At 41.5% G+C, this 13934-nt stretch carries 11 protein-coding genes; 4 read left to right on the forward strand and 7 right to left on the reverse strand.

Annotated features, from left to right (window positions below):
• Positions 1–6 precede the first annotated feature (6 nt).
• A complete protein-coding gene (locus tag ACE1EF_RS04970) occupies positions 7–672 on the forward strand; it encodes a CBS domain-containing protein (RefSeq protein ID WP_375719517.1) in 666 nt (221 codons plus the stop codon).
• Here ACE1EF_RS04970 and uvrA read toward each other — a convergent pair.
• The 5 genes from uvrA to ACE1EF_RS04995 form a co-directional block, all read right to left on the reverse strand.
• Positions 657–3533: an excinuclease ABC subunit UvrA gene (uvrA, locus tag ACE1EF_RS04975; RefSeq protein WP_375719518.1), complete on the reverse strand. Its 2877-nt coding sequence runs from the start codon at positions 3531–3533 to the stop codon at positions 657–659. The two genes, ACE1EF_RS04970 and uvrA, sit on opposite strands and share 16 nt — an antisense overlap.
• Entirely contained in the window at positions 3534–4508 is a 975-nt protein-coding gene (locus tag ACE1EF_RS04980; protein WP_375719519.1) for a lytic transglycosylase domain-containing protein, read from the reverse strand.
• 124 nt (positions 4509–4632) lie between these two features.
• Positions 4633–7290: a leucine--tRNA ligase gene (gene leuS / locus ACE1EF_RS04985; protein WP_375719520.1), complete on the reverse strand. Its 2658-nt coding sequence runs from the start codon at positions 7288–7290 to the stop codon at positions 4633–4635.
• Between the two features lie 155 nt (positions 7291–7445).
• Positions 7446–7685, reverse strand: a complete 240-nt coding sequence (locus ACE1EF_RS04990; protein ID WP_375719521.1) for a T9SS type A sorting domain-containing protein — start codon at positions 7683–7685, stop codon at positions 7446–7448.
• Complete coding sequence (locus ACE1EF_RS04995; RefSeq protein WP_375719522.1) at positions 7669–7929, reverse strand: hypothetical protein; 261 nt, start codon at positions 7927–7929, stop codon at positions 7669–7671. Before ACE1EF_RS04995 ends, ACE1EF_RS04990 begins: the two co-directional genes overlap by 17 nt.
• 470 nt (positions 7930–8399) lie before the next feature.
• Between ACE1EF_RS04995 and mnmE the strand changes: the two genes are divergently transcribed.
• Both mnmE and ACE1EF_RS05005 read left to right on the forward strand, forming a co-directional pair.
• Complete coding sequence (gene mnmE / locus ACE1EF_RS05000) at positions 8400–9800, forward strand: tRNA uridine-5-carboxymethylaminomethyl(34) synthesis GTPase MnmE (RefSeq protein ID WP_375719523.1); 1401 nt, start codon at positions 8400–8402, stop codon at positions 9798–9800.
• A gap of 274 nt (positions 9801–10074) precedes the next feature.
• Positions 10075–10575 (forward strand): ORF6N domain-containing protein, encoded by a 501-nt coding sequence (locus tag ACE1EF_RS05005; RefSeq protein WP_375719524.1) that lies wholly within the window; start codon positions 10075–10077, stop codon positions 10573–10575.
• Between the two features lie 47 nt (positions 10576–10622).
• Here the strand turns inward: ACE1EF_RS05005 and ACE1EF_RS05010 are convergent, their stop codons facing one another.
• Complete coding sequence (locus ACE1EF_RS05010; protein WP_375719525.1) at positions 10623–10925, reverse strand: hypothetical protein; 303 nt, start codon at positions 10923–10925, stop codon at positions 10623–10625.
• A gap of 43 nt (positions 10926–10968) precedes the next feature.
• Positions 10969–12189: an MFS transporter gene (locus ACE1EF_RS05015; protein WP_375719526.1), complete on the reverse strand. Its 1221-nt coding sequence runs from the start codon at positions 12187–12189 to the stop codon at positions 10969–10971.
• Positions 12190–12483: 294 nt separating this feature from the next.
• Between ACE1EF_RS05015 and ACE1EF_RS05020 the strand changes: the two genes are divergently transcribed.
• Complete coding sequence (locus ACE1EF_RS05020) at positions 12484–13932, forward strand: TrkH family potassium uptake protein (protein WP_375719527.1); 1449 nt, start codon at positions 12484–12486, stop codon at positions 13930–13932.
• Positions 13933–13934: the final 2 nt, after the last annotated feature.

The following is a 13934-nucleotide window of genomic DNA, read 5'->3' on the forward strand; positions in this document are numbered from 1 at the left end:
AGCATTATGGAAGCAATTGATCTGATAACCGATAACATTCCGGTCATAAAAACTTCAGACACAGGAGAAAATGCACTGAACCTGATGGAGCTCTACCGGGTATCACATCTCCCTGTTGTAAACACAGATGTATTACTTGGCGTGGTATCTGACGAAGATATTTACAGTCTGAGTAAACCGGAAGAACCTATTGGCAATCACAATCTTTCCGTTGGTAAGGTATTTGTGAATGCCAACACTCATATCTACGAGATTATATCGGTCTTCTCACAATTTGATCTTACTATTCTACCGGTTCTGAATAATGAAGAACAATATATCGGGGCCATTACCCTGCGCGATCTGGTCAGAATGTTTGCTGATCTGCTGGCAACAGGCGGGCCTGGTGGAATTGTCGTTCTTGAGTTTCGTGACATGAAGTTTTCTATGGCAGAGATTGCCCGGGTCATTGAGGATGAGAATGCCAAGATACTGAGTTCTTACCTGCATCACTGCCAGGTAAACAATATTTTTAAACTTACGTTAAAAATCAACAGGGAAGATCTGAGTTCTATCCTTAAAGCATTTGAACGCTATAACTATAACATTAAGACCTGGTATATGAACGAAGGCAAACTGGACAGTCTTATTCAGGACAGGTATGACTCACTGATGCGTTACCTTGATACCTGATGTCCGTTTAACTCCTCACGAATAAATTTAGCGGTATAGCTTTTTTTATGTTTTGCCACTTCCTCAGGGGTTCCGGTGCACATCACCTTACCTCCGGCATTTCCACCTTCAGGTCCGATATCAATAATATGGTCAGCTGCTTTAATCACATCCATATTGTGTTCAATCACGATCACAGTATTCCCTTTATCAACCAACAGATTAAGAACCCTGAGCAACACACGAATATCTTCAAAATGGAGACCTGTTGTGGGTTCATCTAGAATATAGAGCGTTTTTCCTGTATCTTTTTTGGCCAGTTCGGTAGCCAGTTTAACCCGTTGTGCCTCGCCCCCTGAAAGAGTGGTGGATGGTTGCCCCAGGGTCAGATAACCCAGACCAACTTTCTGCAATACACTGAGCTTATGCTGAATTTTGGGTATGCTTTCAAAAAACTCTACAGCCTGGTTAATGGTCATATCCAGCACATCGGAGATGGATTTGCCCTTATACCTGACTTCCAGTGTTTCGGTGTTGTACCGTTTGCCATGACAGTCTTCACACGGCACCAGAACATCCGGCAGAAAATTCATTTCAATGGTTTTATAGCCATTGCCTCCGCAGGTTTCACAGCGGCCACCGGCTACATTAAATGAAAACCTTCCGGCTTTATATCCCCTGATCTTAGATTCCGGCAACTCCTGAAACACATTGCGGATATCTCCAAAAAGGCCGGTATATGTTGCAGGGTTTGAGCGGGGCGTACGACCAATGGGTGACTGATCCACATCAACCACTTTATCGATATGTTCGGTTCCGACGATCGCTTTATGTTTCAACGGATCTTTTACCGACTTATAAAACAGCTGACTCAAAGCCGGATGCAAGGTTTCATTAACCAGGGTAGATTTTCCACTTCCGGATACTCCGGTTACACATATCATCTGTCCCAACGGAAAAGCAACATCAATCTTTTTCAGATTATGCCCTTCTGCTCCGGTTATCACGATCTGCTTCCCGTTACCTTCTCTGCGTTTTGGAGGAATTTCTATCTGCTTTTCGTTTGTAAGATAGGCGGCAGTCAGTGTTTTGGAATTCAGTATCTCTTCGGGTGAACCAAATGCCACAATTTCACCACCATGACGTCCGGCATGGGGCCCCAGATCAACGATATAATCAGCAGACATCATCATCTCCTTGTCATGTTCCACTACGATCACAGAATTACCTGTATCCCTGAGATCCGAAAGTGATTTGATCAGCTTCCGGTTATCCCGCGGGTGAAGGCCGATGGATGGCTCATCCAGAATATACAATACATTCACCAGTTGAGAACCGATCTGCGTGGCCAGTCTGATCCGCTGACTTTCACCACCCGACAAACTCATTGAGCTACGGTTCAATGAAAGATAATCCAGCCCCACATCGAGTAAAAAGCGTATACGGGTCCGGATCTCCTTTAATATTTCTGCCGCAATGGCCTTCTGACGATCAGACAAATGCGGTTCCAGGCTGTCGAACCATTCTGCAAGCTGTTTAATGTCTAGATTGGACAAATCGGCAATATTTTTATCATGTATTCTGAACCACAACGATTCCTTCTTAAGCCGACCACCCTTGCATTCATCACATGCAACTGTTTTGATAAACTGGTCCGCCCATTTCTGTGCTTTTTTTGATGTTTTTGAATCCTGCTGTGCTTCTATGTATTTTATGATCCCGTCGAAATTAACCGCATAACTCGACGACATACCAAGCGGAGTATTCTTTAGCCTTATGGGTTGATCCGTCCCGTTAAAAATTTCATCCAGTGCTTCTTCCGGAATATTCTTAAGCGGCGTTTTTAAGGTAAAACCATACTTTTCCCCCAGTGCTTCCAGTTGCCAGAATACGATGGAGTTGCGATATTTTCCTAAGGGAACAATTCCACCGGCATGAATGCTCAGCTTATCATCGGGAATGATGCGGGAAAAATCAATCTGATTCACCACTCCCAGTCCTTTACAACGGGGACAATAACCGTGGGGTGAATTAAACGAAAAGCTGTGTGGCGCTGGTTCGTCGTATGAAATACCAGAGGTGGGACACATCAGGTGACGACTGAAATAGCGTACAGCATTACTCTCTTTTTCAAGGATCATGCAATTTCCTTTCCCCATCTGCATGGCCAGTTTCACTGATTCCCTAAGTCGTTTATCTTCCTTTTCGCCAACCTGTATACGGTCAATAACAACCTCTATGTCGTGAATCTTATAGCGATCAACGCGCATACCATGCGATACCTCTTTTACCTCACCATCAATACGAACATACAGATAACCCTTCCGGATAATATTCTCAAAAAGTTCTTTATAATGCCCTTTACGTCCCTTTACAAGCGGAGCGAGAATACTTATCCGCTTATTGCTGTAATTTTCGGTGATAAGGTTAATAATCTTTTCATCGGAATATTTCACCATCTTCTCACCTGTGACATACGAATACGCTTCACCTGCTCTTGCGTAAAGTAAACGGATAAAGTCGTACAGTTCTGTTGTTGTTCCAACGGTTGACCGCGGATTCTTACTGGTGGTCTTCTGTTCAATGGAGATCACAGGACTCAGCCCTGTAATTTTATCCACATCCGGCCGTTCCAGGTTCCCCAGAAAACTTCTGGCATACGCCGAAAACGTTTCTATATACCTTCTCTGTCCCTCTGCAAAAATGGTATCGAAAGCCAGAGATGATTTACCGCTACCACTCAATCCGGTAATTACAGTCAGCTTGTTCCGCGGAATGGAAATATCAATATTTTTCAGATTATGACTTCTGGCACCATACACGTTTATCTGTTCCGTACCATCTGCGGAAATATGTTCTATGTGCGCTTTGTTATCCTGCATTTATTTAACCACCCAATTTTGCTGGTAGACTTCAATATGTCGTTTGTTGAAAGTAAGGTAAGATTTAACAGGGATATCGATGACATAGGTCCTGTTATGACTGTTCGTAAGGAAACTATCCCTTAACCAGGGATTAAACTCCTTTAATATACCGTATGAAATATCGTGTTCCCTGGCAAACAACCCAAAATCAGAAACCGAAGAATTCAGGACAACCTTCCGCATTTTCACTACAGGGTACAGGTCTTCCCGTTTCAGATTAAAACCATAAGCCACCGGATCTTTAAATATTTCTTTAATGGCAAGAATTCTGAATACATACCTGCTTGTTTCGTCCACCAGCAACAGATCATAATAATTATCCACTTTCTGACGGCTCAGCTCTTCAGATATTCTGCGCTGACCGATGTTATAAGATGCCGCAACCAGTGTCCAGGAGCCATATTTTTCATATGCCTTTTTAAAATATTCACAGGCAGCACGTGTACTTTTCTCAATATGGTAGCGCTCATCTATTTCATTATCCACCTCCAGGCCATAATCCTTGCCTGTGGATTTAAGAAACTGCCATATCCCGACCGCACCCATCGGGGATATTGCCCGCGGATCGAGAGAACTTTCAATTAAAGCCAGGTATTTAAAATCAGCAGGTACACCCTCACTTCTCAATATTGTATCCAACATAGGAAAGTAACGGTTGGCACGTTTGATTAAAAGCAAGGTATTGGAATGGAAGTAAGAATTACTTAACAATTCACGATCCAGACGTTCACGCACATCAATCCGCTCAACCGGCACCTGTTCCCCGGCAAATGTCATTTGATCCGGGATATCTATTCCCTTAATCTGGTACGGAATAACCTGCTGAACAGCGGTTTCCGAGTCACTCCCCTCACTCTTTACCCACGATGAAAAAACCAGGTAGACTAAAACTATATTGATTACTGCAAACAGTGTCCAAATTTTCTTCTTCATATCCCCAAAACGTTTAAAACTACTATGCTTCGCACAAATTTATAGAAATAAACGGCGTCTCCTGAATATTGTTTTAAATAATTATTAAAAAAGCCCGATTTTAACAATTGGGCTTTTTATTATTTTACCTGACAACGATGTTTATAATTTTCTTTGGCACAATGATTACTTTCAGCACCTGTTTTCCCTCTGTCCATTTCTGTGCCTTCTCATGCTCAAGTACCGTTTTCTCCATCACTTCTTTATCCTCATCCAGAGGAAATTCGATGGTAAAACGCATTTTACCGTTAAAGGATACCGGATATTCATAGGTGTTTTCAACCAGATAGGCTTCGTTTACCTCCGGCCAGGATTCATAAGCCAGACTCTCCTTTCCTCCGTACATCTGCCATAACTCTTCAGCTAAATGTGGTGCATACGGAGACAGAACCAGTGCAAAAGTCCTTGCAGTGTCTTTGGTAACAGTCTTCTTTTTATAGACCAGATTCGTGAAAACCATTAACTGCGAAATTGCTGTATTGAACTTCATATTTTCAATATCAGATGCCACTTTCTTAATGGTCTGGTGCAGCCCCTTCAGTACCTCCGCATCTTCCTCTCCTTCGCGGATATTATCAGTATCCGCAAAAAAACGGTGCACCCTGCCAAGAAAGTTAAACACACCTTTTACGCCCTGTTCCGACCATGGTTTGGTTGCATCCAGCGGTCCCATGAACATCTCGTACAGGCGAAGGCTGTCGGCGCCATAATTCTGAACCACATCATCAGGATTAACGACATTTTTCAGTGATTTGGACATCTTAGCCACAATCTGGTTCAACTCCTCTCCCGTTTCAGTATGGTAAAACTTACCATCCCGTTCTTCAACGAGGTCTGATGTTACCTTAGATCCGGCCTGTGTCTCATAGGCAAAAGCCAGAATCATCCCCTGGTTATAAAGTTTTTTAAAGGGTTCATCCGTCGAAACCACACCCAGATCAAACAGAACCTTATGCCAGAATCTGCTGTAAAGCAGGTGAAGCACGGCATGCTCGGCACCACCGACATAGAGGTCAACGGGCATCCAGTAATTTTCCTTTACTTTATCGAACGGAGCCTCATCATTTTTCGGATCAATATACCGTAAATAGTACCAGCAAGATCCGGCCCATTGCGGCATAGTATTCGTTTCACGGCGGCCTTTACGACCATTTTCATCTGTCACATGTAACCATTCGCCGGCATTGGATAACGGAGACTCACCACCATCGCCCGGCTGATATTTTTCAACCTCAGGAAGCTGCAGCGGCAACTCTTCCGTATTCAGGACAGACACCTCACCATCTTCCCAGTGAATCACGGGAAATGGCTCACCCCAATACCGTTGACGGCTAAACAGCCAGTCACGCAGTTTATAATTGACCGCACCTTTACCAAGTCCGTTTGATTCGAGCCAGGATGTTACTGTGCGAATACCATCTTTTTTATTTAATCCGTTAATGTTTAAACCATTCTCAGGGTTAGCCGAGTTGATGTATTCGCCGTCCTCCGTCCAGCAAAAGTCTCCGTTCAGAATTTCGCCCCTGTTGGATACAGTTTCACCCGGATCAAGTATACATACCACGGGTATATCGAATTTCCTTGCAAACTCAAAGTCCCGCGTATCATGAGCAGGAACGGCCATAATCGCACCGGTTCCATAACCCATCAGTACATAATCCGCAACCCATACCGGTATTCGGTTTCCATTTACCGGATTCACAGCATACCTGCCGGTAAACACACCGGTCTTTTCCTTAGCCAGTTCTGTTCTGTCAAGATCCGATTTCAAAGCAGCCGCCTTTACATAAGCTCCAACTTCCTCCCGCTGTTCTTCAGAAGTTATCTGATCCAGCAATTCATGCTCCGGAGCCACAACCATGTAGGTAGCACCGAATAATGTATCAGGACGTGTTGTATATACCCTCAGCTTGCTTTGCAGGCCTTCAAGTTGAAAATCAACTTCTGCACCCAGGGATTTACCGATCCAGTTGCGTTGCATATCCTTAACACCTTCAGGCCAGTCGAGTTGCTCCAGTCCCTGTAACAAGCGTTCAGCATAATGCGGAATACGTAGCATCCACTGCTTTAAATTTTTACGTACAACTTCTTTGGTACCGCATTTTTCGTGCGATCCGTCATTCAGAACCTCTTCATTGGCACAAACAGTTTTGCAGTGATTACAATACCACACCTGCGCGTTATCGTAATACGCCAGACGTTTTTTCGAGATGTACGCATCCACAGCTTCCTTACCTTCGGATTTAACCTGCTCAGGTATGACAAGCTCGGATACAGGACGCCCTTTCTGCTGCTCATCATCAAACCAGGTATTATACAACTGAATAAAAATCCATTGTGTCCATTTGAAATAAGCAGGATCGGTGGTATTTATTTCACGATCCCAGTCATAGCTTAATCCAAGGGACTTAATCTGGCGACGAAAGTTATCACAGTTTTTCTTTGTAGTCACAGAAGGATGTGTTCCGGTTTGAATAGCATACTGTTCGGCAGGCAATCCAAAAGCATCCCATCCCATGGGATGTAAAACATTTAAACCCTTCATCCTTTTGTAACGGGAAATGATATCGGTAGCCGTATAGCCTTCAGGATGTCCTACATGTAATCCTGCACCCGACGGGTAGGGAAACATATCCAGGATATAGTATTTTTCCTTAGTATAATCATCAGGCGTACTGAATGTTTTGTGCTTCTCCCAGTAAGCCTGCCATTTTTTTTCCAGCTCGGTAAAATTGTATTCCATCACGTTTGTGCGCTAAATTATTAAAGAGCGCAAAATTAATGAATCTTTAGGACATAGGCGAATGATACTATTTTATTATCGGTACAATATAAAAACAAAAAAAGCCCTGCAATGCAGGGCTTCTCAATCACTAATTAAAAACCTTTCTACGTTAATCACTCTTTAATCACCTTTACAACTTTTTTTACCCCCATCATACTGGTTATGGTCACAATATACAGTCCACTGTGCAGGTTGTCGAGATACAACTGCTGAAAACCGGAAACATCATTTAAAGATGTCACAAGGTTTCCCGTAATATCGTATATGTGAACCATATACTTTATATTTCCTGATAATGAAATCGATACTTCCCCCTTCGTCGTGGTGGGATATACACTAACGTCTTCGATCATAGCTTTGCGATTTATGTGGTTCCTCTACGCGTACAACGCTCATCATACTAGTCACATTCACTAAAAAAACACCATCGCTCAGTTTATTTACATTCAGGAGATGAGAACTCGGTTCATCGGTTAAACAATTTGTTAAATTACCATATTCATCGATATTATGAACCAAATATTTAATATTTCCCGCCAAAGATAACTTTTCGTTAGCTCTTGCTATTGCAGGATATATTTTAATATCATTTTTCATCTCAGAGTGGTGGATTAATTATTATTATAGGTCAAAGATATGTTATATTTTACTTATTTCAAAATATTTTTAACGTTTTATTAACTTTTAATACGCTAATTTTTTACAATAAAACAACACTAAATACACAATAAGAATGTATATGTTTAATTATCAATATATTGCGGATATAAAAATAATTAAGAACTGTTATTATACGCAAATAAATATTTTTACGTTACCGGGATAAAGGCTATACAACGCATTCATAAAAATTATTTAAGTATATTTTATATTAATTAAATATTAATCACACTAAAATCCTTCCTATTATTAAGTTAATTAAAACTTTAAAGGAATTTCCAACGTCTTAATCATCAAAAACTTAAACTTCCTTATAAAGTTTTCGGCATTTCATATGAGAATTCATCAAGCCGGCATACTTCCATTATTATCCGGAATAGAATGACTATTTTTGTAAAAAAAGAGAGATGCAGCTTTTTGACAACACCATATGTGCCATAGCCACTGCTCACGGAAGTGGTGCAATAGCGACCATCAGACTATCAGGCAACCAGGCTTTTACCATTGCGGATAAGGTATTTAAAAGTGCATCAGGCAGGCATCTGTCGGAACAGAAGCATTCTACCATTCATTTTGGAGATATTACGGACAGTAAAGGCAACATTATTGACGAGGTTCTGGTCTCGGTATTTAAAAGTCCAAAATCATACACCGGTGAGGACAGTATTGAAATATCCTGCCACGGCTCCCTGTATATTCAGCAACAAATCCTTGAATTATTGTTAAAAAACGGTGCAGAAATGGCACGTCCCGGTGAATTTACACAACGCGCCTTTCTGAATGGGAAAATGGATCTTTCGCAGGCTGAAGCCGTAGCCGATCTTATTGCTTCATCATCAAGGGCTGCACATAAACTGGCCATGCATCAGATGCGCGGTGGTTTTGCAGAAGAACTGACCAAACTGAGAAATGAATTACTACGTTTCGGATCTCTTGTGGAACTGGAGCTTGACTTTGCAGAGGAAGATGTTGAATTTGCGGACCGCGCAGAACTGAGGCAACTGGCAGATGTAATTCAAAATCATATATCAGGTCTGGCAGACAGCTTTCAGCTTGGAAATGCCATTAAAAACGGGATCCCTGTGGCCATAGTAGGTGAAACCAATGTAGGAAAGTCTACCCTGCTCAATACCTTTCTGAATGAAGATAAGGCCATAGTATCTGAGATCCACGGCACTACACGTGATGTCATTGAAGATCTGGCCAACATAAAAGGTGTACAGTTTCGCTTTATTGATACTGCCGGTATCCGCAACACAGAAGACACGATTGAAAACCTTGGTATTGAACGCACCTATCGCAAACTTGAGCAGGCCCGGATCGTATTACTTCTGATCGATTCCAGACAACGTCTGTCACGCATTGAAGAAATGCTGCATCAGGTCCGTGAAAAAATCCGCCACCAGCGTCTGATAATTGTAGGCAATAAGATCGACGCCATCTCCTCCGAAGAAATGCAGTCTATCATGAATGATATTCCGCTGAATGAGAATGAGAACATCGTATTGATTTCGGCTAAATACAAAACCAACATTGACAAGCTTGAAAAGTTACTGCTGGAAACAGTTTCTCTTGAGAAGATAGATTCCAATGAATTGATTGTGACTAACCTGCGCCATTACGAAATTCTGAAAAAATCGCTTAAGGCTATCAAGCGCGTAGAAGACGGACTGGATTCAGGCATTTCCGGCGACTTTCTTGCACAGGATATCAGGGAATGCATGCATTATCTGGGTGAAATAACGGGACAAATCTCAACGGACGATATGCTGGGCTATATCTTTGCGCATTTCTGTATCGGAAAGTGATAGCCGTTGAATAAACACTTTAAAATGCCGTAAAACCGGCAGTTGGAAACCAATCCTTGCTTTAACATTACATTATTTTTTAACATATTTGTTTAATCAACTATTAGGTGCTTGGTTCAAATTTTATATTTTTAGGATCAAATAAAAAAACAACCCTAAACAGGTATTAAATCTGTTTTATTCTACTTATGTACATGGGGCCGATCTTTGTGACAACTGGCAAGCCTTTATATTTAAATCGATTTATAACGATGAATTTAAAACCTAAACAACTATGCAACTTCAAGGCATTCAACGCAAAATTTATGAAATCAGAGGGCATAATGTGATGCTGGATTTTGATCTGGCTAAACTTTATGAAACAGAAAACAGAAAACTAAAACAAGCGGTAAAGCGAAATATAGAGCGATTTCCGTCAGACTTTATGTTTCAACTTACCCGGGAAGAATGGAAGAAGCTTATCACAAATTGTGATAACCTGCCGGAAGGTGTGAAATTCAGTCCCGCCACACCTTTTGTTTTTACAGAACAAGGAGTGGCCATGTTATCCAGTGTTTTACGAAGTTCAAAAGCCATAGAAGTCAATATTCAGATCGTACGCGCTTTTGTTTACCTGCGCCAATATGCGTTAACCTATAAAGAACTTGCAGTCCGTTTAAAAGATCTGGAAGGAAAATTTTCTGATGTTGCCCAGGCAATCAACTACCTGCTTAAAAAAGATCAACAGGAAACAGAGCAAAAAGAGCGCAGGAAAATTGGATATAAGCCAGAGTGAGAAGATTAAGGCATATGCCGTAACTTACCTCTGTTTCCTGGTGGATTTCATACTAACGGACTGAAGAATTCAACTTTTCCGCACTTCGGACACAGGTAAAGTTCAAAACTTTCCTTGTTGACTAAAAGTTCAAACAACCCCCCAAGGACTCCCGTATTAAATCCTTCGTGAAATTTATAAACTCCGGAATATTTCATTTTAACATCGCAGCGCAGGCAATTAAGGTTTCTGTGTCCCTCATCAAATTCGTCCTCCGGTATTATTTCTTGATCCGTCAGACTGTAATTGCAATTCCAGCACAGGTTAAAATTATCTTCCAGTTCAGCGTTACAATTGGGGCAATTTTTCATATCATCAGTATTTTGTTTCTGAGAGATAAAGATAACATACAAATCACTTTTGACAATTCATCTTTCGGATAAAATACAGTGCACTCAGCACGATTATGATGAATAATCCGAAGAATGTAGCAAATCCTGCCTTTTGGATCAACCAGCCCCCAAGCAAGGGGAATATGGCCGGCAGAATATTTCCGGCTCCGGCAAAACCTGCGTATAATGCCCTGTTTTCGTTTCCTGAAACCTCCAGTAATACACCATTCATGCTGATGTTATACAATGAAAAGATGATCCCTCCAATGATGAACAGATAGCGTATTGCAATCAGGTCGTTAATAATCAGCACAGATGATGCCAGCAACACGGACAAAAACACATTGGTCATAAGCATGTACCTGTATTTCACCTTACCTGAGAAAAGCAGGACAAAAACGCTTACCAGGACCACGCCGATAATCTTGTTTAACAGGAACACGCCTGTGTCGGTACTGCCAGCATTAAACATGGTTTTGGCATACAACACAACAAACGGCAAAAATGAAATGGCTATTCCCTGTGTATTTATAAATCCCAGAAACCAGACCAGTTTTTCATTCTCCCTGATCTCAGTTTTCATGATCCGGAAAAAATCTGTAATACTGCTGATCCTCATATGTGAGCTCACATGCTCCCTGATTCGCCAGAATCCTCCTGAAGCTGTTAACAATAGTAATCCGCCAATCAGAAAAGTGTAAGCATAGTTTACCGGGAAAGCTTTGGCAGTTATAATTTGTTTTGCTGTAAAAGCAGATATGAGAACAGCCACGCCAATAATGATCTGCCGGATTGAAAAGAATTTTTTTCGTTTCTCAGGATTTATAGACTTCCCTATAATATCCATGTAAGCAATATTAGCAAAGGCACCTCCAAGAGCGAACAAGGAAATTAAGGCAAAAATAAGGTACAGAATCATATCTGAATGCTTTCCCGACATATAAAACAATAGCATCCCCAGGCTGATTAGTGCCAGCACACGTAAATTTATACCGGTCAACAATATGCTTTTCTTAAAAGGCCGGTTACTGATAAAGGGAGCAAAAAAAAGCTGCGTAAGACTCGATCCTCCCATAAGAATTGCCGTCATTAATCCAATATGAAACGCATTACCACCGGCTTCTACCAGCATTGCCGGTATGACGGTGTCTACATCCATAAAGCTTTGTGCCAGGGCAAGAAAAGCCGCATGCCAGATAAACGCTCTGAAATTATGAGTTGAAACTTTTACCGGAATCTGCATAGTGAAAAAATTAATGAGAATATTCTCAGTGCAAAAATACTCTGTTTCATCAGACTTCCAACACCGGTTCCAAACCCAACAATACTTCAGTTAATAGTATATTTTTCAAATACTTGTATCAATGGTAACGCCCATAGCGGTATTTGGACTCTTTCAAAAATTAAAGTTTTAAATAAACTTTCTGCTCAAACAGGACATTAAAAACAAAATAGAACTAACTTTGCAGCACCTTAGATTTCGGGTACGACTGAAAAAGACCTTTCTTAAACGAAGGAAGAGAATTTGAAGCATGATATGAGTAAAGTAGACTCCAGGATTATTTTAAAGGTTTTAAGCCGAAATTTATTTATCATAGCCGGTGCGGTACTAAGCTGTGCGGGTATTGCCCTCCACTATTCGGAAGACGTTAAACCATTTTTATATACGTTTTTATTTGCTTTAATTCCGGGCCTGATATTCTTTCTTTTATCCAGACGCTCCGGCAATGATGTGAATGTCAGCAAACGTGAAGCCTATGTAACAGTTACCATTTCCTGGCTTGTTATCGCGTTTTTCGGCTGTCTGCCTTACATTATATCCGGTGCTATTCCCGGTTTTGTAAATGCATTTTTTGAATCCGTTTCCGGTTTTACAACTACCGGCTCATCCATTCTAGTGGATATTGAAGCATTGCCAAAATCCATTTTATTCTGGCGCAGCATGACACACTGGATTGGTGGAATTGGTATAATTGTACTGGTTATCGTGGTGATGCCTGCTCTTCATCTCGGAGGTTATCACTTGTTTACCCTGGAATCCTCCTTACAGGAAAAGATCCAGCCCAAGATTAAATCGGTAGGGCTTAGGCTGCTTTATATTTATCTTTTTCTGACCTTCGCTGAAGTCATATTTCTGCTGTTTGGTCATATGCCACTTTTTGACAGTGTATGCCACGCTTTCGGAACAGTAGCAACGGGAGGGTTCTCCCCTAAAAACACCAGCATTGCAGAATACTCCCCTTACATTCAGTATGTTATCATGATTTTCATGCTTCTGGCCGGAACCAATTTTGTGGTGCATTACTTTATTGTGAAGGGAAAATTCAAACGGATTTCCAACAATGATGAACTGAAATTCTATCTCCTGATTGTACTTGTTGTCGGCCTGATGATAACAGGATCACTCTATTTTAAAATGCATTTGCCGCTGGAGGAATCCTTCAGGGCAGCATTCTTTCAGGTCATTTCCATTGTTACCTGTACTGGTTTTGCATCTGCTGACTATCTGACCTGGCCTGTATTTGCCTGGGTTTTGATATTTTTCGCCATGTTTTTGGGTGGCAGTACCGGATCTACAGCCGGTGGGATAAAGATGGTTCGTCACCTGATTGTTTTCAGAAACATCCGACGCGTTTTTCGCCAGCTATTGTCTTCGAATGCTGTCATTCCGGTAAAACTTAATAAATCGCCGATATCAGAAGAGACGAATAATTCCATTCTGACATTTGTTACCGTATACATTATGGTTTTTGTTGCAGGGAGCCTGACGATGGTCGCACTGGGTTTGGATGACAGAACGTCTGTCAGTGCCGTTGCCACCTGCATGGCCGGTATTGGTCCGGGACTTGGAACTGTTGGACCGGTCAGCAATTTTGCACATTTACCGGAAGCAGCCAAGCTTGTCCTTACATTTTTGATGCTGGTGGGCCGACTGGAAATTTATACTATCCTCTCCCTTTTCACCCGTTCATTCTGGACCAATTAGGA

The sequence above is a fragment of the Quyinboa sediminis genome (genome assembly GCF_042219855.1).
Lineage (GTDB): Bacteria > Bacteroidota > Bacteroidia > Bacteroidales > UBA5342 > JBHJHP01.

What these genes read in the sequence shown, in the direction of transcription:
- ACE1EF_RS04970 (WP_375719517.1), top strand. Translation starts at nt 7, where the DNA reads ATGGAAGCAATTGATCTGATAACCGATAACATTCCGGTCATAAAAACT.
- uvrA (WP_375719518.1), bottom strand. Translation starts at nt 3,533, where the DNA reads ATGCAGGATAACAAAGCGCACATAGAACATATTTCCGCAGATGGTACG.
- ACE1EF_RS04980 (WP_375719519.1), bottom strand. Translation starts at nt 4,508, where the DNA reads ATGAAGAAGAAAATTTGGACACTGTTTGCAGTAATCAATATAGTTTTA.
- leuS (WP_375719520.1), bottom strand. Translation starts at nt 7,290, where the DNA reads ATGGAATACAATTTTACCGAGCTGGAAAAAAAATGGCAGGCTTACTGG.
- ACE1EF_RS04990 (WP_375719521.1), bottom strand. Translation starts at nt 7,685, where the DNA reads ATGATCGAAGACGTTAGTGTATATCCCACCACGACGAAGGGGGAAGTA.
- ACE1EF_RS04995 (WP_375719522.1), bottom strand. Translation starts at nt 7,929, where the DNA reads ATGAAAAATGATATTAAAATATATCCTGCAATAGCAAGAGCTAACGAA.
- mnmE (WP_375719523.1), top strand. Translation starts at nt 8,400, where the DNA reads ATGCAGCTTTTTGACAACACCATATGTGCCATAGCCACTGCTCACGGA.
- ACE1EF_RS05005 (WP_375719524.1), top strand. Translation starts at nt 10,075, where the DNA reads ATGCAACTTCAAGGCATTCAACGCAAAATTTATGAAATCAGAGGGCAT.
- ACE1EF_RS05010 (WP_375719525.1), bottom strand. Translation starts at nt 10,925, where the DNA reads ATGAAAAATTGCCCCAATTGTAACGCTGAACTGGAAGATAATTTTAAC.
- ACE1EF_RS05015 (WP_375719526.1), bottom strand. Translation starts at nt 12,189, where the DNA reads ATGCAGATTCCGGTAAAAGTTTCAACTCATAATTTCAGAGCGTTTATC.
- ACE1EF_RS05020 (WP_375719527.1), top strand. Translation starts at nt 12,484, where the DNA reads ATGAGTAAAGTAGACTCCAGGATTATTTTAAAGGTTTTAAGCCGAAAT.